Origin of the sequence: Bacillus sp. PK3_68, assembly GCF_003600835.1 — a bacterium.
In the GTDB taxonomy this organism is placed as follows: domain Bacteria; phylum Bacillota; class Bacilli; order Bacillales; family Domibacillaceae; genus Pseudobacillus.
Genome location: NZ_NQYC01000001.1, coordinates 2,871,313 through 2,898,098, shown reverse-complemented (window position 1 = coordinate 2,898,098; position 26,786 = coordinate 2,871,313). Strand labels below are relative to the sequence as shown.

Here is a 26,786-nt window from a genome sequence, read left to right as displayed (position 1 = left end):
CTTCCCATACAACGATTTCATGAGCTGTGTACCTCTAACTTGTAACCAATGCCACGAACCGTCACAATCTCAACATCTTTTGAAATTTTCGCGAGGCGCTCACGGATTCGCTTAATGTGCGTATTCAGTGTTTGTTCATCTCCCTCATAATCAAAGCCCCAAACGCTCTCCATAATGGCAGCACGCTGAAATACTTGATTCGGTTTAGAAGCAAGCAAGGCTAGCACCTCAAATTCTTTCAACGGCATAATTAACGTATTAGCTCCTGCAGTTACTTCAAAGTTTTTGCGATTAATTATTACAGAGCCCACCTGGAGGATCGTATCTGTCGGCTTATCGTAGCGCCTTAGAATGGCAGCAATACGAAAGAGCAGCTCCTTCGGTTCAAACGGCTTGACCATATAATCATCCGAACCTGCAAGAAAGCCCTGTTCCTTATCCTCCAACTCCCCCTTTGCAGTGAGCAGCAATACCGGGACGTCCTGGTCTTCTCTTAATTTTCTTGTTAACTCAAAACCGTCCATCCCAGGCATCATCACATCTGCAACAACTAAATCAGGGAATTCATTTTTCAAAATGCCGAGCGCCTGCACTCCATTTTCCGCCTTCATCACCTGGTATCCCGCGTATGTTAAATGAATGCTTACTAGTTCAAGTATGTTTTTATCATCATCAACGACTAAAATTTTTCTCACCTGCAGCGGCCCCATTTCGTTCATATTTCTTTTATTGTAGCGAAAAAACAACCGAATACACAAAATCTTAAAATAATAAAAAACCCCGGACAGCTGTCCGGGATTGATCATTAATTCTCCGCTTTTTCAACTTTCTGATTGATTCGCACCCGCTCATTTCCCATAAATAGGATGGCTAGTGCAGACAGAACAATCGGGATAAGGGCAAACAAAAAGATAGCCGTAATTGAATCGGACATGGCAAGAACCACTTTATCTAGAATAAAGTCCGGAATTTTGGCACGCTGTCCGGCCTCAAACAACCGCTGAGGATCATTCATCTCCATGCCTGGGCCATTTCCACTCATTCCCTTAAAGGCGGACTGCAATTTGTCTGTAAAGATGTTTTGCTGCATAATCCCAAAGATTGTCACTCCGAGTGTCATGCCGAGCGAGCGCAAGAAAGAATTCGTTGAATTGGCTGAACCCCGGTAACGCGCATCGAGATTATGAATAGAGGCGGATGGAAGCAAAGAAAAAGAAAAGCCCATTCCAAAGCCGGCAATAATCATATAAATCGTCAACATCCAGCGCGCTGTTTCAGGCGTCATATTCCCAAGTAAGAACATGCCGATAAAATAAGAAATCACTGAAATAACCATTAAATTTCTATAGCTGGTTTTTGTTTGAAAAATCCCACCCATAGCACTGCCAGCGACAGATCCGAGCATCATCGGCGTTAAAATTAAGCCCGCATTTTTAGCTGAACCGCCATACACTGCTTGCACGAAGATAGGGATAAAGACGGCTAATATAATAAAGGTCGAACCGTACAAGAAAGCGAGAATTTGCGAAGTGGCAAACAGGCGCCGCTTGAACATCCAGAAAGAAATAATCGGCTCTTCTGCCTTTGTTTCCGCCCACAAAAAAGCGCCAAAAAAGATAACAAAGCCGGCAAACAAACTAAGAATTTGCGCTGAGTCCCATGGATATTCTTTGCCACCAAGCTCCAAAGCGAACATCAGACAGACAACAGCAGCCACAAGTGTAATGGCACCTGCCCAGTCAATGCGCTGCTTCTGATGCTGTGTCGATTCGTGATAATACTTAATAATTAAAAATACAGAAACCATACCGATAGGAACATTAATATAAAATACCCAATGCCAGCTAAGCCAGTCTGTAATGTAGGCACCTAAAAGCGGCCCTAACACACTGGATGTACCAAATACAGCACCAAGCAGCCCCGTCATCTTTCCGCGTTTCTCTGGCGGAAAAATATCAAATACAATCGTAAAAGCAATCGGCATTAAAGCGCCGCCGCCAACCCCTTGAATTGCTCGGTAAATAATTAGTTGATTCATAGTCTGTGCAATTCCGCACAACGCTGAACCAATCAAAAATATGGCCAGGCCAAAAATAAAAAAGCGTTTGCGGCCATACATATCAGACAGCTTCCCGAAAATGGGCATCCCCGCCATAACGGTCACCATATAGGCGGAAGTGACCCAGACAAACTTCTCAAAGCCGCCTAGATCAGCCACGATCGTTCCCATGGCGGTCGCCACAATCGTATTATCCATGGCAGCCATCAAAATGCCAAGAAGAAGCCCCGTCACAACAAACTTCAAATTGCTGTTTTCATTAACCATACTACTCCCCCAACCATTGTTTTGAATGATATTGTACCATTAAAATGACATATAGAAAGAGAAATCCTCATCTATTTTTCCTTTATAACAGGGCGCTATGACCCTTCCCCGCTGCCCCTATGCCTTTTAGCTTGTTCTTGAATCATCCAGCCATTTACATAATGAATTCTTCTCTTCTAATGATTGAACAACTCATTATATTATTGTGCAGAAAGAAAAAGTCTTGCTTCCCGAAGCAGGACTTCCCAATCGCTCATTTAGATCATTTAATTTTAATCACTTCAGAATTATACTTTTTAGGATTTGTGTCCGGATGATAGTTTTTTTCTATGTTTCCGGAAGCATCCATAGAGAACCAGTTGATAACGGTCGACTTTGTGATAGAGAGCTTTTCCCCATCTGCTTCACGAATCCCTCTTAAATTGATCGTCGGGGACTGGAAGGTTGGCCTGCTGCCGTCTAACGTATAGTACACAGTCGCTGGTTCGCTCGTTGTAAACTCCACTTCAAATCCGTTAGTTGCTTTTTTCTTTACCAACTTAGAAGCAGGGGCTTTCTTGTCTTTTTGATAGTCATTGGCTACTTTCAGCATGCCAATTAATCCGTTAGAAAATTCCATTGCTTCTTCATGCCCTTCCTTAAACTCCGGTTGGAACCCGACTGGCTGCCATTTTCCTGTCGCTGCATCATACAAATCAGCTCCCACTTCAAAATCCCATGCATAGATCCCTTTTTTATACCATAAAGCATCGGCAGAGTTTCCAGCTGCAGAATAGAGCACATCCGGCACCGGGCCCGTTCTGCTCGGAAGAATGACTGTTCCGCGGTGATTTTTGATTTCATCAAGGATGGTATTGGAGGCAGCCCAGAAATAAGCTTCCTGGCCGGCTGTTGGTCTTGGAAGTGTTTCACGCCCTTCCGCCTTATAGGCACCCGGAGGCCACATGAAATAGCCGCCGTAACTATGAATATTCATCGCAAATTTAATGTTGGCATTTTGATCGGCTAACCATATTAAGTTTTTAGCTTCCGGCTCAGATACTTCCTCCGGTCCAGCAAATGATCCACTGGTACATGAAGTCGAGGCTCCACTATATCCATCGTAGACGGACCCTATTTCATGGTTGCGGTTCAGATCCACGCCCCATGAATTTCTGATCGACGGATCACCATATTCCGTGCCTTCACAATAATTAGTCATATTTTTGCGTTGCATATTGTAATCATAAAATGAATAGTGGCCGCCATCCGGATTTACGGTTGGAACAATAAAAATGTCGAGGTTGTCTACCAGGTTTCGCGTTTCTTTGTCTGTGGCATAGTTGCGAAGCAAACGCTCAGCCGTTTCCACTGAGACAAGCGGTGTCACCCATTCACGGGCATGCTCCTGTGAGTAGGCTAGAACTCCCAGTTTCGAACCATCACGCTGTTTTCCGATACGGAGGGCCTTCATTGCGAATGGATCTCTTGAAACAGTAGCTGGCGCATTTAAACTGTCTGTTAATCTTATAGTCTGTGGAGCAATCACACCATTTCCAGTAGATTGATAGGCTTTGCTTGCTGTCACAAGGGACCCAGCAGTTTGATTAATCGCTTCTTTTACTTGATTGCCCGTGCTGATTGCTTGTCCACTCTCGTCGGTCGCCAACGAAACATTTACTTTCGAGCCATCGACCGTTACTTTTAAAGGAGCCCCTTTCTCACTCGGCTTAGCCAGTTCTATCATTACATCATTTCCACCCTCATGGCCCCATACCTTTGAAGAAATGACGATAGACGAATGATTTTCTTTTTTGCCGGCAATATTTTGCGCTTTTCTGCGATACCCGTTCGTCTTATTCGGCATTTCTACAACTTCTGCAAGCTTCGGAAATTCTTTCGCTAGCGCTTCAATTCTATCGGTCACTTCCGTCGGATTCATATAATGGTCTACAAAGTCCGAAACATAATGCTTGTTCCGCTTATCTGGCTTACCGCCGCCGACCCATTCTGTCACTTTTTTAGCTGTTTTTCCGCCCTGATTGCTTGTTACCGTTACTTCATTCGGGACTTTCTCAACAGGAATAAGCAAAGAATGGTACAGGTAAGCTCCTGCATCCTCAACTTTCTGCAAAGTAGCCGTTTGGCTCGTTCCTTTCTCTTTCCAGGAAGCGTTCAATATGACACTTGCTACCGTTCCTGCGTTAGATTTGGCTTCTATGTACAGAAACGTTTCTTTTTGGCTTTCAAAATAGTTGGCTCTCAAAATCTTAATCTCATCTGCCGCTGCAGTTAGTTTTGCTTCCTCTTCCACCTTTTGCTGGCGCTGGATTAAAATATTCTGTACTTGTTCCTGAGTCGTTACTGTTTCAACCTGATAGCCTTTCTCCTTTAACTGTTGCAGTTCTCTGTCAGTCACAACAGCGTCTATTTCGAGCTTTCCGTTCTGTTCATGTACATGCTCGACCAGATCAAACCCTTCATTAACAAGCTTGTCTAGCGACTTTTTGTCCTTCAAATAAATAGTGACCAATGTAGCCTTCTCTTCTGCGATTGGTGGATTGACTACAGTCGACGCTGCTGCCGGACTGCCGTTAAAGCCGGTGAGAAGCAATGCACTGACACAGATCGGCGCAAAGATTTTCGAAAATGCTCTCAGCTTTCTCATACAAAAACCTCCCAAATAAAATAGAACCCGGTAACAGATTCCTCTTTTTTTAGTATAGGAAGGGAAAAACAGATAGTTTGGCAGTTCTTGTCAGTGCTATCAGAAAAGTTATAGACAAAACCCTTTGTAATCCCTTCCCTTCCGACAGAGAAATACTTCTTTATCCAACAAGAGCCTGGCTGTTTTTTCAGTTATTTTCACAATAAAAACCGCCCTTATAGCAAGGGCGGTTTCACATAAAAGAAGAGGTATGTCAGCGCTAAAGAATAAAAGCTGGACGAGCGGGAGGCGCCTTTTCAGCAAGTGTTTCTAGACAGGTCGAACTGTGATTTCATTGACATTTACATAATCAGGTTGAGTGACTGCATATACGACGGCTCGTGCGATATCAGCCGCCTCTAATTTTTTTCGGTCATTTCCACTGCGGCTTAGAGGTGTATCTACCATACCAGGGGAAATGTTAGTCACACGAACGCCCGTCCTGGCAAGTTCTTTTTCCAGCCCCGTAGAAATGGCACGGACAGCAAATTTTGTTGCACTGTAAACGGTGCTCATTTTAGTTACTTCCAGACCAGAAACTGAGGCAATATTTATAATATGACCGCTCATCTGTTCAAGCATGGACGGCAATGCCGCATTGATTCCATAAAGTACGCCTTTAATGTTGACATCAATCATTCGGTCCCATTCTTCTACTTCCCCTGACCGTATAGTTGACGCAAGCATTTGGCCGGCATTGTTCACCAAAATATCTACCTGTCCAAATGTTTCTTGAGCTTTCTGAATTAGCTGCTGGACATCCTCTGTATTAGTTACATCTGTTTGAATAGCTAGGGCTTTTGCACTCTCGCTTTGATTAATTTCGTTTTCCAGATCTTGCAACTTTTCTATCCGGCGAGCGGCCAAGACGACATTGGCCCCTTCACCCGCTAGTTCTTTCGCAATCGCCAAACCAATTCCACTGCTTGCCCCTGTTACAATAGCTGTTTTTCCTTGTAATTGACCCATTTGTCATTCCTCCTTTGTTTCCCTTTATAAAAAGTGTATCACGTCATAATAGAAGAAGAAATGAATAGACATCCGCAGGGAGAGCAGAAAAAGTGAAACCCGTCATGACAAAGACAAAAATAAACGGCAGCTCAATAGTTAGTAAAAACTATTTTCGAACTGCACCGTTTCTTTTGCTCAATTAATAATATTTTTGACGATATACGATTAGCTTTTCTCTATTTCTCAGCTTTAATTGATCGGGACCAGTCAACTCATCGATCGTTATTTCCCGTTCTTTTTCTAAGCTTTGTTCTTCTTCTCCCGCCCATGCCGTATAAAATTCCAGTACAAAACTTTGATTAATGGCGGTTTTCAAGTAATTTAATAAAGTTTGTAGACATTTTCTGTCCCATTCATTTATATGATCCTTATTCACACCAAAGTCGCCTAAATGTGTCAGTACCTCATATTGATAAGGATAAGATAAATTCGAGACAGCACCGTCTTCCAGCTTTTTAATTGTGATGGATGCTTCATCCACCGTAGTTTCGAATACATAGTTTCCTTTTTTAGAAAGCTTCTTCACTTCGCCAAATGTCCCTGTATCTAAAGGCCGCTTAGCAGAAAGATAGTAGAATTGTGTCATTTCATTCACCTGGCTCCTAGCTATTATTCCAAAAAGTACGACGGCATGATCATCTATCCATTAGAGTTGAAGCTCTTCTTCCTCTGCCCCTCTAAGTATATATAAGAGTCTATAAATATATTCTGACTCTCCCTGTACTGTATAATTTGTCAGGCAATCTTTTTTTCCTTCCAGAATAATGTTCATTCGTTCACCTTTTTGTATTTTGTAATACATGACTGCCCGTGCAAATTCCTTTTCGTTTCTATATAAATCTCTTTCTGGTTCTTCTAGATCATCATCTTGCTCAATGCGAAGCCTTTTTAACATCTCTTTATCTTCTGTGTACAAACAGCATTGAATTTGCTTGAAGTTGACGAATTCATCCTTTTTCAAATCTGACACTTCTTTCTTATCAAATTCCATCATGCCAAATTCATTTTTTAAAATGTGGACGATCTCCGACAAGGTATAATTTTTAACGGTTCCTGATTTTTTGTACTTGTTCAATACATCCTGGTAAACACCATAATCATCCCTCATAAAAAAGCCCCTTTCCCATAAAATTGAAAGTTTTCGATTAATAAGAAAAGTCATCACATCATATTTATCATACAATGTGATGACGGCATTTTAACGTTCATACAATAATATTTTAATAAAAGGAGTGTCCGCCAGCTCTATTGTAGGTGTGGTAGTGATAATAATATTTCCCGCTTTTCACCTTTCCATTTTTATCTTTATTATGGATTTCCGGGCCAATAGGAACTCGGTTTCCTCCCGCACCTTGGGCTACCTTTCTTGCTAAACTTTTAGAGATGGACCACACATCTCCCTTTTTTAATTTGGACTTTGCCTGATTGTAAGTTAAAGAAGGTCCGATATACATTGCTGTCTTTGCTTTGTTCAGACTGGCAGCATAATGATCATAGCGCTTATTTTTTCTTAATTTAGAAGCAACTTCAGTAGCGGCTACATACGTTACCCCTGCTACAACAATGGCTAGTGACGCTGCTAAGAGATGGGCAACAAGAGCTTCTCCTATCACAATACCTATAGGAATGACAAAAGCAAAATTCGATTTCGCTTTTGTATTATCCACTTCATATTTCTTTCCGGTAGCTTTGTCTGTAAAGGTAGCTACTAATAAGTCACCATCTGCTTCATGAATATCTACCTGGTACACTTCCGGCTTGCTCTTCCCCTCATTTTCCACTTCAAGGACCACATTTTTTGTGCTATCTTCCATAGTGGCAATGATGTCGTACTCTTTATTATTGTGTTTCTTTTGTGCTTTAAATTGAGTTTTCTTAGCATCTTTATAAAACTTAGGGTTTTTAAAGCCTTTCTTCTTTAATTTTTGAACTTGTAATTCATCATTTGTTGCTGCATGAGGGGCATTTACTGAAGAGCAGAATACACTGAAGAACGTGAATACAATAATCAATAATAAACTGCCGGCTTTTTTCACTGTTTATTCCTCCAATCAGTATTTTACGAAGCCCATTCCGTAAGATTTCTCCTCTCCGAGCGGGATCGCTTTGCGTTTTAACAAAGACAAGGTTTCATCCACCCTTGACTCGCCTTCCATTGACCTTAATTTAGCTTCATTCTCCGACATGATTAAAGACACCATCCCTGTTATGTATGCTGTAGCAATAGAGGTGCCTGAGAAAACTTTATAGCCGCCTCCAGGAACGGTTGTTAAAATTGCTTCCCCTGGAGCCGCGACATCTATTTTCCCATACCCGGCATAAGTTTCATCCACAGCATAATCATGTTTTACTGCATTTACAGAGATCACTTTAGGATACTGGGCGGGATAGTCCGTCCAAGTCATATAATTGTTCCCCGCGGCCGCCACTACTACTATGCCTGCTTTGATCGCTTTATTTATAGCTCTCTTTAACTCTTCACTATTACGGGACAGGCCCAGGCTAATATTCATGATGTGAACCTTTTCTTTAATGCACCATTCAATCCCTCTTACTAGTGAAGCAACCTCACTCACCCCCTTACCATTTGATACTTTTACTGAATAAATAGCCGCTAACGGATTGATTCCTTTAATCCCTTTATCATTGTGGTTAGCTGCTATAATTCCAGCGACAGCTGTTCCATGACCAAACTCATCTTTTACGCTGTTATGATTGTCAATGGCGTTATATTCCTTCTTGATCCGGCCAGCTAAATCCGGATGGTTGCCATCGATACCGCTATCTAAAATTGCGATTTTCAATTGGTAATTTATGTCCTTCCTAAACGTAAAATCGTCCAGTAATGCCCTATAAGCCCAGCTTGAGTACTCTCGTTTGGATACATCAAGATCCTCCCTGTCTGCCTTAGAAATCGCAACTAATTCCTCTGAGCCGGTACTTTTCATACTACATTTTGAGATGAAATAATAGGCTGCTACTACAGTAAGAATTAACGCTGTTAAAATGAATAACCTCTTTATATCAATCTCTCCATTCAGTACTCTGAATTTAGTTATCCTCAAATAGGTCTATACACCATAAATATCAACCTCTTAAAATCCACACAAAGATAGCATATACATTTATTTACTTTCAAGATAAAATAAGGAAAATAATGATAAATCATACGATCTTCTCACAGATCATTCTTAAATTTATTGATTTGCTAGACGTTTCACCTACCTTGCAAAAGCTACTTCTTTCCTAGAAAATCAATTGCTTTCTAGCGTTGATAATTAGAAAATCATGATCGATCTTTATGATTCTTTTATTGATTTTTAGCAAGAATGATTTTTCGTTATTGAAGAAAAAATGATTCTCAACCCTTAAAACCAACTTGACTTATCGGAATAATAAAATTATTATTAAATAATTAAGAAAAAACTATCTTTTTATAAAAAGAAAGGAGTTTTTCTGTTATGTTAGCTTTTTTTGACACATACTCTTTATGTTGTTGTAGCCATGCGAACGCCTACATACAGTAGTAAAAGAAATCTTCTTATTGGGAAACAAGCACTCCTAGTGGATTAAAAGTGCAAGGGGATAAATGTATGGAAAACATTGAAGAGGAAAAAATCAATTATATCTTAAAAATGTTAACAAATATTAAATATGGCTCTTTAGTTATTACTATACATGATGGTCAGATTACTCAAATTGATAGCATAGAGAAAAATCGCTTCACCACTAACAAGAAATCAACCAGTAAAAAATAATTTTTCGTAAATACATGAAAACTAAAAGGGGTTCGGAATCGTCTCATTCCGAACCCCTCTTGGTTGTTCGTTAGCTTTAAAGCCATTCGAGAGAAAGATAGCCTCTCCAAGTTCATATAGTCGTACACCTACCCTCACTTTGCAAACCCTGTTGATTCGAATGGAGAACGCGAAGACTCCTGCGGGCTCACCGCCCGCCCCGCGGAAAGCGAAACGTCTGGAATAGAAAGCAACAGTCCCCGTTCAATTCGAATGTCATTGAGTTTATCTACAGCCTGAGCTGCGCAATGATTCGCGCAGCTTGTGTAGTGTTCCTTCTCACTGTTTCATTAAGCTTTAAAGCTATCCTGCCATTTCAGCAAACGATTCTCCAGCAGCCTGACAAGTGAATCGGATAGTTTGCCGGCTAAAGCAAAGATGATGATCCCTACAAACACAGTATCTGTCTGCATAAAGGAACGGGCATCCTGAATCATAAAGCCAACTCCTTTATCCGCCCCTAACAACTCAGCAACAACTAAGCACATCCATGCAGTGCTCAAAGCCAAACGGATGCCAAGCAAAATGTTAGGCAACGAAGCAGGAATCATCAGCTTCGTTACTTTCTCCAAACGGCTGTACTCCAGGATTTGAGCCACGTCGTATAACTTTTTATCCACATTACGGATACCTAAAAAGGTTTGTAAATACAAAGGGAAAAAGGCCCCTAATGCAATAAGCAACACTTTCGATAACTCGCCGAAACCAAACCACATAATGAACAGAGGCGTGATAACGAGCAAAGGAATGGTTCGTAACATTTGGATACTTGGGTTCAAATATTGTTCTGATTTTTTGTTCATCCCGACAATGATGCCTATGAGCAAGCCCAAAAAGCTGCCTAAAGCGAAGCCAAGAAAAGCGCGGGTTAAACTAATTTGTAAATGAACAGCTATTTCTCCCGACCGAATCAATTCAATAAAACGGCTGATAATCAGGAAGGGCGAGGAAAATAGCTGAGCCGGCAAAAGGCCCATCGAACTGAGCAGCTGCCACAAAAAGATGACCATTGCCGGAAGAGCCGCTCCCCTGAAAATCACCGCTCCCTTCTTTACTTTTACTTTTTTAATAACCATGCTTTTAGTTTGTACCACTGTGTGTGTAGACATATGATCGCTCTCCCCTTTTATTAAATACTCCAGTCTTCTATGTCAGCAGCTTGATGATCCAAATGCTTTAAAATAACAGTTCTGTATTCTTGAAATGACTTCGAAGCCCCTCCTCGCGGATAAGGCAAATCAATGGGGACGACAGATTTAATCCGTCCTGGCTTTGCTCCCATTACTACCACCTTCGTTGACAGAAAGATCGCTTCATCAATATCATGCGTTACGAGGACCATTGTCGCCTGATTGGCCTTCCATATTTCCAGCAGTGCTTCTTGCAGATGCGTGCGGGTAAAAGCGTCCAGCGCGCCGAATGGTTCATCCAGCAAAAGCACTTTCGGATTGCGCAGCAAAGCGCGAGCGATGGCTACGCGCTGGGACATGCCTCCGGACAATTGCCGGGGATACGCCTTTTCGAATCCAGTGAGCTTCACGAGCTCAACTAACTCACCTACTCTGTTGCGAACATCCGGATCTTTAAGAGACAGATTGCCTGCAATGTTTTTCTCCGCAGTCAACCAGGGAAACAAGCGGTGCTCTTGAAAAATAAACCCGCGGTCTTTAGAAGGCCCTTTCACTTTCTCTCCTTCTACGAGGATGTCGCCTTCAAAGTCGGAATCCAGCCCGGCAATCAGCTTTAATAATGTGCTCTTTCCACATCCGCTCGGCCCAATAACGGCTACAAACTCCCCTTTTTTAACAGGAAGGGTCAAATGCTCCAGAACGCGGACATTTTCCTTTTCATTTTGAAACGTTTTGCTGACACGATGAATTTCCAGCGTAGTCACCATAATGAGTCATCATCCTTTCTAAAATAAAATAGGAGACTCAACGAAGGGGCAATTAAGCCCTTTCGCTGAATCTCCAGTTGTCTAGTGGATTCAGTTGGATACTGTATAAACAACAGCTGTTTGAATATTTGATTATTAACTTATCACTTATTTTAAACATTATCAACTATTAATTCTTACTAAACTTATAAGAATTATTAAATATAGTATTGACAGTTTAATTTGTCTGGTGTTACTATGCATTCAAGCACATGAGACTATTTGAATAAATGAAAAGTGAACCGACTGGACGACCAGAGATTCGATAAAGAACAACCTTTTATGTTCTTTATTGGGTCTCTTTTTTTGCCGGTAAACCAAGTAAATCTATGTGCTAAATAAAAATTAAAGGAGGGAGTATATGAAGAAGTATAGCAATTATTGGTTAGCGGTCCTGTTTTTTATCGTAAGTGCCGCCAGCTTATTAGGATGCAGCTTAGCTTCAGGATCAAACTTAACGAAAAAAAACGAACCAACCGAAGTAAATGTCGCCATTAACGGCGGTCTGAACCCTCTCATTATCGGGAGAGAAAAAGGCTGGTTCGAGGAAGAGTTCGCCAAATATAATGTCAAAGTGAAATGGAGTGAGTTTCCGAGCGGACCGCCTTTATTAGAATCACTTGCTTCCAATCGAGTTGACTTATCTTTTCTTGGCGACGGAGCGCTCATAGCTGGCCTCGAAAAAAAACTTCCATTTGAAGTAATTGGGCAAACCGGAACTGGAGAATCCGCCGTACGAATCATCGTGCCGACTAATGGAAAAGTAGAGAAAATTGAGGACTTAAAAGGAAAGAGAATCGGAGTAGCTGCTGGAACAACGGGCCATGTGTATTTAATTAAGGCTTTGAAGAATCACGGCTTATCCATAAATGATGTGAAGATTATCAATCTGCAGCCGGACGATGCCCAGGCGGCCTTTGAAACAAAGCAATTAGACGCATGGGCTACATGGAACCCCTATATCACTAATAACGTCGACAAAGGAACAGCTATCGAACTGAAAGTAAACGGGAAAATATTGGCCCCGGGCGGCATCATCGCCCGCACAGACTTTGGCAAAGAACACCCCGATATAGTCGAAGCTTATTTAAAAATCTATAAAAAAGCGGCGGATTGGCAAATTGAAAACCCCGATAAAGCAGCAGAAATCTATTCAGCAGAAACAAAATTGCCGGTTGAGATGGTAAAGAAAATCATTACCGCTGAACCCCCAAATATGTTCTATACAGAACAAGGAATTAAAGCCCAGCAAGATTCAATTAAAACGTTAGCAAAGGTAGGCTACATTAAACGAGAATTTCAATTTAAAGATCATATAAACAATAAATATATCAATGCGGCATTCAAAAAATAAAAAATTTTTAGGAGTATGTTTATCGTGACAACTATTCCAACAAAACAAATTCAGGTGGTCCCGGCGGCAGGAAGAATTGGAGCAGAAATTCAAGGAGTTCAATTAAGCGCAAATGTGGATACTGCTGTTTTCAATGAAATCAAAAAAGCGTTAGATGAATACAAAGTGATCTTTTTTAGAGGGCAGCATCATGTGGATGATAAAAGCCAGGAGGCATTTGCCAGACTGCTAGGCGAACCTTATGCCCATCCGACTGTCCCAGTGAAAGACGAGACAAATTATATCTTTGAGTTAGACTCCCGCTTAGGAGCCAAAGCGAACCATTGGCATACAGATGTCACTTTCGTTCCGGAAGTACCAGCTTATTCTATTTTAAGAGGGGTGACGATCCCGCAAGTGGGCGGAGACACTGTCTGGGCAAATACAAATTCAGCGTATGAGGACCTGCCCGAGGGGCTGAAAACATTAGCAGAGCAGCTATGGGCGATTCACACGAATGAATTCGATTATGCCAATTTCAACAGGTCTCATTCATTAAATGATGAAGCCAAGAAATACCGTGCTGTCTTTGAATCGACTATTTATCAGACACAGCACCCTGTCGTTCACGTTCATAAAGAAACAGGCAAAAAACATTTGCTGCTCGGGGGCTTTGCCGGAAAGATAGACGGCTACTCAACGAGCGAATCCGAGAAGTTGATCAGCCTCTTTCAATCTTATATAACAAGGCTGGAAAACACCGTGCGCTGGCAATGGCAAGAAGGTGATGTAGTTATTTGGGATAACTTAGCGACTCAGCATTATGCTGTCGCCGATTACGAAGACCATCACCGGGTAGTCCGCCGCGTAACAGTCGGAAAGAGCATTCCCGTCAGCCTTGAGAACAAAGCAAGTACGCTGCTTGCTAAAAAGTAACGAGGAAATCATCAAAAACTGCCGCAGGAACCAGCGAGGAAATGCAAAAAAGTAAGAAGTAAACATAAATATAGAAAAAGGCTTAGATTTTTCTCTAAGCCTTTTTCTATGAAATATACTGTAAATGTATAGATGAAACAACTACGATTAATCGTTAGATATTACATGCGGTTTGCTGTTTTGCACCCCACAAGTAAACCCGTTACTATTTTTGTACAGGGTCAGCCATATCCTTATGAACAAATGCCTTAAATGGAAGAGTGGTCAGTGTTTGACCAGTAGCTGAATCGGTTAAATGTTCTTCTAAATGAAAATCAGCTATCGGCTCAATACGTGAATATTTCTTCACAAAAGAGGTGAGAGCAACCTTTGCTTCCAGACGTGCAAGCGGTGCTCCTAAACAAAAATGCGGGCCGTTTCCAAATGTGACATGTTTCTTGTTGTTTGGCCGGTGAATGTCCACTGTAAACGGATGTTCAAACATCTCTTCATCTAAATTCGCCGCGCTCAGCCAGGCAACCACCACATCTCCTTTTTTCAGATTCACTCCCAACAGATTATTATCTTGCTTTACCGTGCGATCTATTTTAGATAATTGAAAACGATATCTGAGCATCTCCTCTATTGCTTGCGGCACCAGTTCAGGATGATGATGCAGTTCTTCGTAGACCTTATTGTTGTCATATAATAAAGAATAAAACGTATTAGCCAGCAGGTGGCTTGTTGTTTCAATCCCCGCTCCCAAAATGAGCATCGTCGTCCTTATCACTTCATCATCCGTAAAGGTCTCTCCATCCACTTCTGCTTTTAGCAAATCAGATATAATATCATCTGCCGGCTGTTGCCTTTTCTGCACGACAATAGGGTACAGATATTCATAATATTCCCTCGCGGCCACCTGTTTCTTTTTATTAATGTCTTCTTGCTCTTCTTTTTTAAAAGGCAGAAACAAAGTATCTACCCATTTCTTAAACAGTAACCGGTCTTTCGAGGGAACGCCCATCAAGTCAGACATGATAATGATGGGAAGCTGGCTCGTTAGTGATTGGACAATTTCAATTTCAGTGTCTGTTCCTAACTGTGCAATGAGCTCATCTACAATTTCTTGAATGCGAGGTTCCCAGTTTTTAAGACTTCTAGGTGTAAAAGCTGCCGATAGTAACGAACGACGCTTTCTATGCTCCGGTGGATCAGCATCAATGAGATTCGTCTTGTCAGGCGCAAATCCATCTTTGCTGTCCACCCCAACAGCAATTGTCGTACGAGTGCGAGCACTGGAAAAATGTTCATAATCGCTAATCACACGCTTTACATCCTCGTATTTAAAGACATTCCACGTATGGGTTTCTTCATGGTACATTACCGGATTTTTCTCCAGCATCTGTTTGCACCAGGCATATGGATTAAATTCGTCCGAACGCGTCTTAAACGAGGGGATTTCCTTTACTGCAATAATTTCTTTCATCGAACTAGATCCTCCTTCTTTGCAAAGATAATAACAAAAGGCTTACAAGCGCCTTAAGCCTCTCGTTACATAAATTAACTCTATTTCCTTTAAATTCATTACAATTAAATTATAGGATAATAAATTATTGGAAACCATGCTTCATCCTTACCATCCTGAAAACATAAAATTAGGCTCATGAAATTTCATTATTTTTATGTCTCGCTCTAATTCAGATAGAAACCGATTGTAAAATAAAACCGATAGCCAACGGCTATCGGTAAATATTCTTTTCATAGATGGTTGATTTTTTATAAAATAACCGGGACTTTCAACTTGTTATTTCTTATGAACTAACTTCTAAAAATAATATTTACATTTTATCTACCATCGCTACCTATACGGCTCCTAGATAAAACCCAGCCCCTAAGACAGTGTTCTCATATAAGATGGATGACAAAAGCACTCCAATGTATGATCATTAACCATTCCTACCGCTTGCATATACGAATAGCAAATGGTGCTGCCCACAAATTTAAATCCATCCTTCTTTAACTGTTTGCTCATCTTGTCGCTGATGGCATTTGAAACAGGGACTTCTTTTGCTGTTTTCCACCAATTAACGACTGGCTGGTGGTCCACGAATCCCCATATGTAATTAGAAAATGAACCGTACTCTTCTTTCATTCTCAAAAATGCCTCGGCATTCGTTACCACGCTTTTGATTTTTAATTTGTTTCGGACAATTCCTTTGTCTTCTAGTAATGATTGCAATTTTTCGTCTGTATAATCGACTATTTTTTCCGCTTCAAAATCATCAAAAGCTTTTCGGTAATTTTCTCTTTTTTGTAAAATGGTCCACCAGCTAAGTCCCGCCTGTGCCCCTTCCAGGCATAGCATTTCAAACAGTAATCTATCATCGTAAACTGGTACACCCCATTCCTTATCATGATATTCAATGTATAACGGTTCTTTTGTTACCCATGCACATCGTTTACTCATTCGTACCCCATCCTTATATATTTCAACTGAATCATTATTAGAAAGATAGTAAAGCTTTTCTAACTTGATCGCTCATTTCTTTATATTCCCTCGGACAACTAAGCTGTCATATTCTTGACTGAAAGATAACATCCTGTGTAAATAACAGGGTGTTATCGGAAATCCCGCTCATTAAACAGATTTCTTTTTCCTTTGCTGAAGATACTTTTCAGTTAGCATACCGGTATTGTACACGGATGAAATCAACACAAAGTAAAAGAGTATTTTGGAAAACCGCCCCTCTTCCGTGAATTCGATATATGAAAATACTGTGTACATAAATCCAATTGATACTAATATTGATAGAATCAATTGTCCCTTTATAGATTTAACCATAATATCCCTCCCGCCTATTTCGATTATACATTATATGGAAAACACTTTAAATTCCGATCTCTTAGCCGCGAAAATCAAGTATTAGTCTCTACTTACGGGCAAAGAAAGAGTCGATACTGCTTTTTTGAGCATCGACCTTTATCTAGAAAGCATATATTTAAGTCACCTGTACAATCAAGCTATTCGGTATGAATTGCTTAATGTGTGCAGGCTCACTGACACTTGCCTTATTACTAAATACCACACAGCCTTGAGCGTCATGTGCAAAAGCAATGATGGCTTCATCTTCTTTTAAATCAACAAATTGATAGCCTCTTTGATAATGCATCTGCTCGCATTGTGAAAGGGTAAAAGCTTCATTTTGGATTGGCAAATAAAACAATTCCTTAAATACTTTTTCAAGCGCTGCCTCATCACAGATCGCCAATGAAAATGCCGGTACTTCCGCACTGTATACTTTCAAAGCTGTCATCGTTAAAACCGTTCGTTTGGAATCCTGATACCGAATCTGATACGGCTGCCACTCCTTTAACAACTGTTCCTTCATGTCATCATATGCCTCAAAGTGGAGATAAAACGGATAATCAAATAGCTTTTTTGCTAATGCCTTTGCTGTCTCTTCCGTCGCCTTCGTATAGTCATCTGCCCAATTCCAAATGCCTAATGGATGCGCAGCATTCCTTACTTCGATAAGAGCCGCATCATTATCACGATAAATGTCTAAATAAATAGGTTCATTATCTACTTCTATATAGTTCACGTCCGGCAAATCAGCTGACAACTCATAGAAAATGACACCATGATCAAGCAGCGCCATGATTTTGCCTTGATGGTCTAAAAAACAAAGAGAACACGCAGGCGTAAAAGCTTCTTCATATCTTAAAATACCGTCAACGACTACCGGTGATAACTGAATTGTTAGTTCGTATTTTCCATAGGCCATCTTTTTCTTCCTAGCCGTTTCGCCTTTTGCATCAAGAGCTTGCAGCAACCGTTTAAGTTCACGGTGATGAATGTCCATTTGTACACGCAATGTGGCAGCCCGCCGCAAAAAATAATAAAATAGCTGCTGTTTTTGCTGTTCAATTTCTTTATCACGCGCTTCATACTCCACTTCTTCTGTTGACAAAGAAAACATATTTTCAATATTTAAAACGTACACGCTCTACCTCCACTTTTGTAAGCTTATTTACTGTCTTTATATTCACGTGAACAGATAAAGATAGTAATTGATAATCCGATTGCTCTTTTATTATTACTGTGTTTTATCACCTTTCAATAACGAATACATATACAAATCATCAAACTTCCCGCATGTAAACTCTTGCTTTTCAACTAAACGAACCTGCTTTGACAAGAGAGCAGTCAAAAGTAGGCTCTTTTTTATTTTCTATAGATAACTTTTCCCCTGTTAAGATTACTTTTTTAGTATACCCAAGTATTCTTGCCAGGGTCCGACATCACCTCTGTATCTATCGGCCATGACCCGTACAATTTGAGAAATATGCGTCAAGTCATGAACCACCCAGGCAGAGAGTAACTCCCTCAGCTTTACTCTGCCGAATTCGGGATGTATGCCCGTTAATTCAAGGTGCAATTCCGGCTCAATAAGTGCCTTCAGTTTGGTCAGATTTTGTGCTCTAACCTTTTTAAATTCAAGCAAACTTTGTTCTATCGGCTTCTCAGTACCTTCATTTAAATGTGAAAAACGATCAAATGATGGAAAGGGGGCAGCTTCACCTTCCTGAAGGATCATTTCCAGCCTTGGCAGCCAGTTTTCTTTTTCTCCCTCAATGAGATGCTTCACCACTTCACCAGCATTCCACGTTCCATCTCCTTCGTTACACTGTAACCAGTCTTTAGATAAACCAGATAAAAAACACTCCAACGTATGTGGTGTACGCGCCAGTATCTCAATCGCTTCTTCCATTTGAAAATTCATGTTTGCCTCCTACAATGAATCTTACGCCTTTTCAAATCCTATTCCTCTTCCTCGTTACTCATTACCTATTCCCCTTCTCCTCTTAATCTAGTATTCATTTATTTCTCTATCTTACACAAATGTTCAGATGAGTAATATTTCCTTAAAATACTATTGTAATAAATCTAAATATTCACTATAATTTTACTGATCAGAACTCTGCTAAAAATGTAAAATGACAGATCTTTATTTCATTTAGGTACCGCAATTGTTCATTCTTTCCAATGGATAGCCATGCATTTTACTGAATGTAGCAGTTTTTCTTAAACCATTAGAGGAGATGTCTATGAAAAATCAATTTAAGAAGTGGAATCAATTGAGTCTAGTAAAACAAATCATTATTGGGCTGATTGTTGGTATCGTTCTAGCTCTAACAATTCCAGAAGCAGCAAAACCTGTTGTGATTTTAGGCTCATTATTTGTAGGTGCTTTGAAAGCCGTTGCACCTGTATTAGTGTTATTTCTAGTTATGTCAGCGATCGCTCAGCATAAGAGCGGGCAAAAGACAAATATGAAATCTATCATCGTGCTTTATCTTTTGGGAACTTTTTTAGCTGGTCTTATCGCTGTTATCGTAAGTTTTATATTCCCGGTCAATTTAACGCTAGCCAAGACTACAGAAGACTTGGCAGCTCCCGGCGGTGTTTCTGAAGTGCTAAAAACGCTGCTGTTGAATGTGGTGGATAACCCAGTAAATGCCCTTACTAATGCTAACTATATTGGCATATTATCCTGGGCTGTTCTTCTAGGCGTGGCGTTAAAACATGCCTCTGACACTACCAAAACAGTGATTTCTAATTTTTCAGATGCCGTATCTAAAATTGTGACATGGATTATTAAGTTTGCCCCATTAGGAATTATGGGGTTAGTCTTTGAATCCATTACGACGAACGGAGTAGATGCTTTACTCAGCTATGGAAGATTACTTGCCGTTTTAATTGGCTGTATGCTTTTTGTGGCTCTCGTCATCAATCCCGTCATTGTATTTTTAGCTGTACGCCAAAACCCCTATCCACTCGTATTTAAATGTATAAGAGAAAGCGGTATTACCGCCTTCTTCACGCGCAGCTCAGCAGCAAACATTCCAGTCAATATGAGACTGTGTGAAAAATTAAATTTAGACAAGGATACTTATTCTGTATCCATCCCTCTGGGTGCAACGATCAATATGGCTGGTGCTGCTGTTACTATTTCTGTTTTGACGCTTGCCGCAGTTCACACACTGGGCATTCAAGTGGACATTCCTACAGCTATTATTCTAAGCGTACTGTCCGCTGTATGTGCTTGTGGTGCTTCAGGAGTAGCCGGCGGTTCCTTGCTGCTTATTCCACTGGCATGTAGCCTGTTTGGCATTTCAAATGATGTAGCAATGACCGTAGTAGGTGTAGGCTTTATTGTAGGGGTTCTGCAGGACTCTTTCGAAACGGCCCTTAACTCATCTACAGACGTTCTCTTTACAGCAACAGCTGAATTCAGGGAGCGACGCAAACAAGGACAAAAGATCAATATTAAAAAACTAGCTTAAGAAAACAAGGCCCTGGCTTCAAGGAAGCCGGGGCCTTTGCTTTTCATATAGACTTCTACAGTCGCTTGCCTTTTGTCGTTCTTTCCTGCCTGCAAAAAAATCCATTCATCTTTTACGTAAAATATTCTAATTTTGCATCTGGGAAGAACTTTTCCATATAGGAATAAAGATGATTTTTTATATCCTCTTCTTCTTCTTTTTGATAAATGTATTTTCCAATTCCGTACTTTCCCCATTTATACCTTCTTTTCTCTTCATCTAATTCTAATTTTGTCATGGGATAGTTTTTTTCAATGACTCTTTTAGCTGGCTTTGTAAAACGATGCTGAATAAACTCAAACGTCAAATCCTTCCTTGCTTCCGGCGGCAATTCGGCATCCAAGCGCTCAAACATATGAAGGTATCCTTCCTCCCATCCTTCATGAAGATAAATGGGAGCGACGATAAACCCAAGTGGATACCCAGCTCTTGCGACTTTTCCTGCCGCTTCAATTCTCTTTTCTAGAGGAGAAGTGCCCGGCTCAAAGTTCTTGACTACGTAATCGGCGTTCACACTAAAGCGAAACCTTGTCTTTCCGTTGTGCTTCGCATCGAGCAAGTGATCTACATGGTGAAATTTTGTTACAAACCTTAACTTCCCATACTCCGACTCTCCAAAATGCTCGATCGCCCGCTTTAATGTATGGGTCAAATAATCAATCCCCACGATGTCAGATGTACAAGATGCCTCAAACCTTGTGATTTCAGGAGCGCGTTCTGCCATGTACGTATCAGCAGCTTCCAATATTTCGTCCACATTTACATATGTGCGGATGTACGGCTTGCTTCCCATCGTCGTTTGTAAATAACAATAATGACAATGCCCCATGCATCCTGTCGCAAAAGGAATGGCATACTCTGCAGAAGGTTTGGATGTATCAAATTTTAGGGTTTTTCTAATCCCAACGACTAGTGTAGACTTGGCCACTCGGTATCTTTGAAAGTCATTTTCACCTGGAAGATTTCTTACTTGATTGTGAGAGGTCGTATATCGAATTTCGACATCCATCTTTTCGAATTTTTCTTTCAGCTGTTTGCCTAATGGATACTCCAATGCATCAGGTTCAAAATATACAAGCTTAGGGTTAAATGGTTTATTCATTCCAATCTCCCCTCTGATTCCATTCCATAATAGTAATGGTAAGCTTGCTTTGCCTCTTCTTCTGTCGGATAAATAGCCATCTCACTTGACAGCGGATAATAATTTTCATATAAAAACAGAGCTAATTCATTGGAATTGTCAGGATCATTTACGACCGCTGCCGCCTGTATATTGGCTACATCCTGAGTATGTGGATTACGATAGAAAACATAGACAATATCCCCAGCATGATATGTCTGATTTTCGTTGGACAGTTCCATTTCATCACCTTTTCTTTCCATGAACATCCATAAGTTAAGTAATTTGTTATTATCATTTTGCCTTTAGTTCCTGTAAATTATGTTTACCTAATTACGGAAAACAACATCATAACGAAATCAGCCTATCCGTTGTTAATCTACATTCCCAAAAAGAGAAATTTCAACAAAATAGCGAAGGAATCGTTTTAGTACCCATTCTTATTAAGTGACATTAAGGTTGTTTAATTTTTATTGGACGAACAGGGCAGTTTAGTACAACTAGAATAGAGGCCTTAATAACCTTATTATCGAAAAGAATATATAAAACATAAAAGTCATGGGAGGTATAATTTGATATTTAAAGAATAAATAATCGTTTTCAAAAGGTTCTAGTAAGTATAAAAAGGGGAAATGGTACGTTCTCGAAGCAACAGAAACACAGCAACGATTAACCTCCCTTACCGTATCTGAACTAAATCGCTCCGAAAAAATAAGTTGTAACCTCACCAACCGTAAATGGAGATGAGATATATGGACGAAGGAAAAACGGAAACATATTTTAATACAAAGGATATTGCCAAACGTAATGCCTTATTAAAGCAATTGATATTTGACTTGCCAGAGGACGGAAAGGACTTTTTTCTAAAAGCATATAAAAAAGAACGATATTTGGATATGCGGCTTACTGCCATTAGAGGATATGCTGCCTTTGCAAGCGAAGAAGAAGTTGCCGTTTTAATGAACAAGATGTTGGAAATCTTAAAAAAGCGTCCTGAAAGTACACCATATAATTATGAGGAATATGAAATCTTGCGATCAGCTTTTTTGATACCCTACCTGCTGGAAAAATACCCTTATGACTGTTTCAAAAAATTTAATGAACAGTTAGAGAAACAGTACGATGCCATGCCCGAAGTTTTCAAAGGAATCTTCACCTGCAATGATAAAGGTGAACATATCCTGCTAAAATCCCCAGCAATAGTACGGAAACAGATGGAAGATTTCCGGCGTGGTGAACAATAGTACTAATGGGTAATGCGCCGAGCTGGCTTTTTTGGCATCTTTTAGCTGTCAGGTCTAAATCCTACAGGTGCTTGCGTTCTACCTCAGCTACCATTAGTATTCTAGGACCTAAACAAAAAGGACAACCAATATAATATTGGCTAATCTAATCATACGATCGGGGGCTTTAGTTGAAGAAGAATTAAACGGCTTTATTATTGATTTTGAGCGCAAATATACTTAGATGGATAAAAAGTAAATAACTTTAAAGAGCCTTACTACACAATAAAATGTAGCAAGGCTCTTATATCTTCATACCAAAATTACATAACTTTATTAGCTCTTTACAATTCTCACACATCTATGCAGGCGAACTCTACTCCTTACGAAAGCTCCTTTATTTGCCTCGTCAGCTCTTTAAATCTCAAATCAAGCTCCTTGTATGCTTCATCGTTTGGAGTCATAAAGCTAAGCTTTCCTAAAACTTCTTGTCTTTCTGTTTCCAGCTTTAGGCGCAACTCTTCCCGATTATCTCTTTCTCTAGGATTTTCTTTCGATTGCTTTTGGATGCTGTTATTTGTTATGACTAATTTACTACTTGTCGTTTTCTCAAGAAAGTAGCGATCATGGGAAACAACAAGCAGGGTGCCGTCATATTGAGCTAAAGTGCTTTCCAGCTGTTCACGTGAAGGCAAGTCAAGATGATTCGTTGGCTCATCTAAAATTAAGACGTCTCTTTCTTCTAGTATATACGCCATCAGCTTGCACTTTACACGCTCACCCATGCTCATGTTTTCAATGGGTTCTTTCCACTGAGAGGCTGTGAATCCCAAATGCTTCATGACATTTTGAACCCGGCCTCTTGCTTCGTAAGTTTCCTGGTAAAATAGCTGTTCCGGTGTTTGTTCAAGTGGTAAATCAAAGACCTCCTGTGTTAAATAACCAATGGTGGCAGAAGGAGAAACCCACACCTTTCCTTCTGCCGTTTCCTCGCCAACGATCACTTTTAATAAAGTCGTTTTGCCGCTGCCATTTGGACCTGTAATTGCCACCTTCTCCCCGTGCTGAATGGTAAAGTTGGCATTTTCAAATAATGGACGTCCGCTAAACGCCTTGGTTAAGTTTTTAACTTCCAAAAACCGCTTTCCTGTCCTGTTGCTCGCTTTCATTGAAAAGTGCACTTCATATTCTGGTTCAACCCGCTCTGCCTTGGCCTTTTCCAATTCTTTCTCAAGACGCTTTTGTTTTGATTTTACTTGCGCATCCATCCGCTTTGCCTTTACTCGATAGTGCTCTTTGAAACCTTCCTGTTTCGTCGATTGAGCATGGGCTTTTTTCGACCAGGAAGTGAGTTCTTTCATTTGTGATTCAATGCGCTCAACCATTTTTTGCTGCTTTTCATATTCGCGTTGCTGAGTCAGTCTTTTTTGTTGGCGAGCGTCCATATAGCTGGTGTAATTTCCTCTATGCTCAATTAGCTGTTTCCCCTCAATCGACCATATTTTTGTGGCAACCGCATCTAAAAAATAACGATCATGGGAAACGAAAATGATCGTGCCTTTATAGTTCTTCACTTGCTCAATCAATAACTCAGTGCTTTGTTCATCGAGATGATTAGTTGGTTCATCTAATAATAAAAGATGAGCATCTTCAGAAAGCCCCTTCGCCAATCGCGCTTTCAACTTTTCTCCGCCGCTTAATTGCGAAAAATGGCGGGCTGGTACTTGCCATTTTTTTAGCAAGGTCTCTTCTAAAGAGGTCACTTCTCCAAAGGAATACGATTCTTGTTCTTGTTCAACGAAAGCGACTTTCACGTTCGGCTGCAGCCATCGGATCTGTCCTGCCGTCGGAACCAAGTCATTATTAATTATCCTCAGCAAAGTAGATTTCCCAGCCCCATTTTTGCCAATAACTCCGATGATCTCTCCTTGCTGGATGCTGGCAATTACGCCTTCAAAAACCATAAAATCCGTTAGTTCAAAGTTAATATTCTGCAGTTTACATAGCTCTTTCATATAATTGATCCCTCTCTCTTTTAAAGGGAGGACAAAAAAATCCTCCCAATTGATTTGGAAGGATTAGTCGCATTTTTACGTTGCTCAAATAAGCTATTTGATTCAAATAGCTGTACAGTATATAGAAAATGGGCAGACTAATCCTATTTCGTATGATTTGAAATATGCGATTTCAAATGTTGAAAATAAGATTATTTGTCCATCGTCCACCCATCATCCCTTCTATGTTTTAGTAAAGATATTGTAGCATAAGTGTCTAAAAAAGGAAAATGGAGTACGATCATGTTAGCATAGCAAGGCTATAGAAAAGTTATATCCCTCTGTATTCATGAGCACAACACGCCACCCATCCGGATCTTCAATAGTTGTCCCTTTTTCTGCCCAATAGGGATTCTCTGGTTCAACTTCTGGATACCCCATTTGTTCTAATCTTATTTTGATGCGTTCGATCTTTTCTATATCCGGAATATACAATACAAGAAGATTATCTTTTGTCGGAGCAGGACATGGGCTGCCATTAACATGCTCTGTAAATTCCAAATGGTAGCTGGCATTTGGCAAACCTAGCATAAGACCCGAATATCCCTGATGTCCTGTAAATGAACCGATTTTGTGTAATCCGACTCCTTCACAATAAAACCGCTCTATTTCCGATAACTGATCCGTCGGTCTCGCCATACGTACTTGGGAGACTTGTAAATCATCTGTCCATTGCTCACTCATTGTCATTCCCCTATTGTTTTAGATGTTAGCCTGCCAATACTGCCCTTATTTTGAATGCTCTATTGAACAGTATAAATCACTTGGAAAAATATAGCGCTAAATACCGTCCCTCATAATGTAAATTATTTGTTATCATCCATTAGGTTTATTATGATATCTTGTGATAACGGCATCATAAAAGTTTGATCCGTTTCCAACAAAAAAACATCTTCATGAGGCTTTTTCGATTAATAATCATGAATGAAAATCCATAGAAGGGAGGAGAGTTTCGATTTGCGTGCCATTCGGAAGCTTTATCAGTTTTTTGCAGACAAACCGATGAAAAGAGGAACAGTCTTACATGATCGCTATAAGATTTTCCGCGTTATAGGAACTGGAAGCTATGGAATCGTTTATCTTTGTCATGATCTAAAGACACACGACAATAAAGTAATCAAACAGCTTCGTCCGAGCAAGCGTCATAGCAAAAAAGACATTGAATTGTTTGAAAATGAAGTTTCCGTGTTACGTTTGCTGAACCATAGAAGTATCCCAACACTATTTGAAGCTTTTACACATGATAACTATTTGTTTTATGCCATGAATCTTATTGACGGGGATAACCTGGAAGACCAAATTTTTTTAAACAAAAAAACATTTAATGAGAAAGAGTCTTTACTCCTTCTCTCACGACTGCTTGGATTAATAGATTACCTTCATCAGAACAACATTTACCATCAAGATTTACGTATTCCAAACATTTTGCTAAACAAACAGGAGCTTTTTTTGATCGATTTTGGTTTATCAAAGCATGGAGCTGCAGCTGACTCACTTCAGACCTCATTTAATTCTTCATTCAATAAGCAAGAACTGCAACAGCAGGACTACTATGACTTAGGAGAAATATTGTTATATTTGCTTTATACAACATACTCTGCCAAAAACAAAAAAGCTCTTCCTTGGACAGAAGAACTTTCTTTAGAACCAGAAACCGTTTATCTGCTAAAGAGACTATTACGTATTGAAGAGCCTTACTCTAATACTAGTGAAATTTCAACCGATCTTTGCGCGGCACTTAAAGCGGAAGGAAACGCCACTTAACGGCCGGGGGAGAAAGTTAGCTGCTGCTCCGGCCCTTTCGCTTGTAATATTTGCTTCCACTCATCGGTGACCGTTTATGCCGTCGGCTGCTGCTACTGCTGCCCCGGCGATAGTAGCCACTTCTTCGCTCGCTGCTTCCTTGGGAAAGATGCTTAATTTGCTTCAATATTTTTTTAAACATTGTTTACCTCTTTCCATTTTAGTTTAAGCTTGCTATTTATTTTCCAGTCTAAC

The 26,786-nt window shown here is 40.2% G+C and carries 25 protein-coding genes; 6 read left to right on the top strand and 19 right to left on the bottom strand.

Annotation, left to right across the window (positions count from 1 at the left end; all coding sequences use genetic code 11):
- Positions 1 to 17: 17 nt before the first annotated feature.
- The 8 genes from CJ483_RS14765 to CJ483_RS14730 form a co-directional block, all read right to left on the bottom strand.
- Positions 18 to 695 carry a response regulator transcription factor gene (locus CJ483_RS14765; RefSeq protein ID WP_481747718.1) on the bottom strand — a complete coding sequence of 226 codons (678 nt, stop codon included), beginning with the start codon at positions 693 to 695 and terminating at the stop codon, positions 18 to 20.
- Positions 696 to 805: 110 nt separating this feature from the next.
- The gene (locus tag CJ483_RS14760) at positions 806 to 2,326 is read right to left on the bottom strand and encodes an MDR family MFS transporter (RefSeq protein WP_120035933.1); all 1,521 of its coding nucleotides are present in this window, start codon (positions 2,324 to 2,326) and stop codon (positions 806 to 808) included.
- Positions 2,327 to 2,588: 262 nt separating this feature from the next.
- Complete coding sequence (locus CJ483_RS14755) at positions 2,589 to 4,973, bottom strand: M14 family metallopeptidase (RefSeq protein ID WP_120035932.1); 2,385 nt, start codon at positions 4,971 to 4,973, stop codon at positions 2,589 to 2,591.
- A gap of 309 nt (positions 4,974 to 5,282) precedes the next feature.
- Complete coding sequence (locus CJ483_RS14750; RefSeq protein WP_120035931.1) at positions 5,283 to 5,981, bottom strand: SDR family oxidoreductase; 699 nt, start codon at positions 5,979 to 5,981, stop codon at positions 5,283 to 5,285.
- Positions 5,982 to 6,162: 181 nt separating this feature from the next.
- A complete protein-coding gene (locus CJ483_RS14745) occupies positions 6,163 to 6,609 on the bottom strand; it encodes a hypothetical protein (protein ID WP_120035930.1) in 447 nt (148 codons plus the stop codon).
- A gap of 60 nt (positions 6,610 to 6,669) precedes the next feature.
- Positions 6,670 to 7,131: a hypothetical protein gene (locus tag CJ483_RS14740; protein WP_120035929.1), complete on the bottom strand. Its 462-nt coding sequence runs from the start codon at positions 7,129 to 7,131 to the stop codon at positions 6,670 to 6,672.
- Positions 7,132 to 7,243: 112 nt separating this feature from the next.
- Positions 7,244 to 8,059: a hypothetical protein gene (locus CJ483_RS14735; protein WP_120035928.1), complete on the bottom strand. Its 816-nt coding sequence runs from the start codon at positions 8,057 to 8,059 to the stop codon at positions 7,244 to 7,246.
- Between the two features lie 15 nt (positions 8,060 to 8,074).
- Complete coding sequence (locus CJ483_RS14730; protein WP_120035927.1) at positions 8,075 to 9,088, bottom strand: S8 family peptidase; 1,014 nt, start codon at positions 9,086 to 9,088, stop codon at positions 8,075 to 8,077.
- A 528-nt stretch (positions 9,089 to 9,616) separates the two neighbouring features.
- Here CJ483_RS14730 and CJ483_RS14725 point away from each other — a divergent pair.
- Complete coding sequence (locus tag CJ483_RS14725; protein WP_120035926.1) at positions 9,617 to 9,781, top strand: YezD family protein; 165 nt, start codon at positions 9,617 to 9,619, stop codon at positions 9,779 to 9,781.
- A 329-nt stretch (positions 9,782 to 10,110) separates the two neighbouring features.
- Here CJ483_RS14725 and CJ483_RS14720 read toward each other — a convergent pair whose 3' ends face one another.
- Both CJ483_RS14720 and CJ483_RS14715 read right to left on the bottom strand, forming a co-directional pair.
- The gene (locus CJ483_RS14720; RefSeq protein WP_120035925.1) at positions 10,111 to 10,929 is read right to left on the bottom strand and encodes an ABC transporter permease; all 819 of its coding nucleotides are present in this window, start codon (positions 10,927 to 10,929) and stop codon (positions 10,111 to 10,113) included.
- 20 nt (positions 10,930 to 10,949) lie between these two features.
- Entirely contained in the window at positions 10,950 to 11,717 is a 768-nt protein-coding gene (locus CJ483_RS14715) for an ABC transporter ATP-binding protein (protein ID WP_120035924.1), read from the bottom strand.
- Between the two features lie 400 nt (positions 11,718 to 12,117).
- Between CJ483_RS14715 and CJ483_RS14710 the strand changes: the two genes are divergently transcribed.
- Together CJ483_RS14710 and CJ483_RS14705 are read left to right on the top strand one after the other, a co-directional pair.
- Positions 12,118 to 13,110 (top strand): aliphatic sulfonate ABC transporter substrate-binding protein, encoded by a 993-nt coding sequence (locus tag CJ483_RS14710; RefSeq protein ID WP_120035923.1) that lies wholly within the window; start codon positions 12,118 to 12,120, stop codon positions 13,108 to 13,110.
- Positions 13,111 to 13,134: 24 nt separating this feature from the next.
- Positions 13,135 to 14,025, top strand: a complete 891-nt coding sequence (locus CJ483_RS14705) for a TauD/TfdA dioxygenase family protein (RefSeq protein WP_259455669.1) — start codon at positions 13,135 to 13,137, stop codon at positions 14,023 to 14,025.
- Positions 14,026 to 14,230: 205 nt separating this feature from the next.
- Here CJ483_RS14705 and CJ483_RS14700 read toward each other — a convergent pair whose 3' ends face one another.
- The 4 genes from CJ483_RS14700 to CJ483_RS14675 all read right to left on the bottom strand — a co-directional run bounded on the left by CJ483_RS14700 (position 14,231) and on the right by CJ483_RS14675 (position 18,788).
- Complete coding sequence (locus CJ483_RS14700; RefSeq protein ID WP_120035921.1) at positions 14,231 to 15,490, bottom strand: cytochrome P450; 1,260 nt, start codon at positions 15,488 to 15,490, stop codon at positions 14,231 to 14,233.
- A 405-nt stretch (positions 15,491 to 15,895) separates the two neighbouring features.
- Positions 15,896 to 16,471, bottom strand: a complete 576-nt coding sequence (locus CJ483_RS14695; RefSeq protein WP_120035920.1) for a DNA-3-methyladenine glycosylase I — start codon at positions 16,469 to 16,471, stop codon at positions 15,896 to 15,898.
- Positions 16,472 to 17,003: 532 nt separating this feature from the next.
- Complete coding sequence (locus CJ483_RS14685; protein WP_120035918.1) at positions 17,004 to 18,008, bottom strand: hypothetical protein; 1,005 nt, start codon at positions 18,006 to 18,008, stop codon at positions 17,004 to 17,006.
- 255 nt (positions 18,009 to 18,263) lie between these two features.
- Entirely contained in the window at positions 18,264 to 18,788 is a 525-nt protein-coding gene (locus CJ483_RS14675) for a DinB family protein (protein ID WP_120035917.1), read from the bottom strand.
- Positions 18,789 to 19,113: 325 nt separating this feature from the next.
- Between CJ483_RS14675 and sstT the strand changes: the two genes are divergently transcribed.
- The gene (sstT, locus tag CJ483_RS14670; protein ID WP_120035916.1) at positions 19,114 to 20,352 is read left to right on the top strand and encodes a serine/threonine transporter SstT; all 1,239 of its coding nucleotides are present in this window, start codon (positions 19,114 to 19,116) and stop codon (positions 20,350 to 20,352) included.
- Positions 20,353 to 20,464: 112 nt separating this feature from the next.
- Here the strand turns inward: sstT and splB are convergent, their stop codons facing one another.
- Entirely contained in the window at positions 20,465 to 21,493 is a 1,029-nt protein-coding gene (splB, locus tag CJ483_RS14665; protein WP_120035915.1) for a spore photoproduct lyase, read from the bottom strand.
- Positions 21,490 to 21,753: a transcriptional regulator SplA domain-containing protein gene (locus CJ483_RS14660; protein WP_120038055.1), complete on the bottom strand. Its 264-nt coding sequence runs from the start codon at positions 21,751 to 21,753 to the stop codon at positions 21,490 to 21,492. Before CJ483_RS14660 ends, splB begins: the two co-directional genes overlap by 4 nt.
- Before the next feature lie 510 nt (positions 21,754 to 22,263).
- Between CJ483_RS14660 and CJ483_RS14655 the strand changes: the two genes are divergently transcribed.
- Complete coding sequence (locus CJ483_RS14655) at positions 22,264 to 22,755, top strand: hypothetical protein (RefSeq protein ID WP_120035914.1); 492 nt, start codon at positions 22,264 to 22,266, stop codon at positions 22,753 to 22,755.
- Between the two features lie 362 nt (positions 22,756 to 23,117).
- On the opposite strand, the gene abc-f is transcribed toward CJ483_RS14655, so the two are convergent.
- Both abc-f and CJ483_RS14645 read right to left on the bottom strand, forming a co-directional pair.
- Entirely contained in the window at positions 23,118 to 24,749 is a 1,632-nt protein-coding gene (gene abc-f / locus CJ483_RS14650) for a ribosomal protection-like ABC-F family protein (protein ID WP_120035913.1), read from the bottom strand.
- Positions 24,750 to 25,034: 285 nt separating this feature from the next.
- Positions 25,035 to 25,472, bottom strand: a complete 438-nt coding sequence (locus CJ483_RS14645) for a VOC family protein (RefSeq protein WP_120035912.1) — start codon at positions 25,470 to 25,472, stop codon at positions 25,035 to 25,037.
- 318 nt (positions 25,473 to 25,790) lie between these two features.
- Here CJ483_RS14645 and CJ483_RS14640 point away from each other — a divergent pair, with 318 nt between their 5' ends.
- Complete coding sequence (locus CJ483_RS14640) at positions 25,791 to 26,552, top strand: protein kinase domain-containing protein (RefSeq protein WP_259455668.1); 762 nt, start codon at positions 25,791 to 25,793, stop codon at positions 26,550 to 26,552.
- 16 nt (positions 26,553 to 26,568) lie between these two features.
- Here CJ483_RS14640 and CJ483_RS24555 read toward each other — a convergent pair whose 3' ends face one another.
- Entirely contained in the window at positions 26,569 to 26,733 is a 165-nt protein-coding gene (locus tag CJ483_RS24555) for a hypothetical protein (protein WP_182917062.1), read from the bottom strand.
- Positions 26,734 to 26,786: the final 53 nt, after the last annotated feature.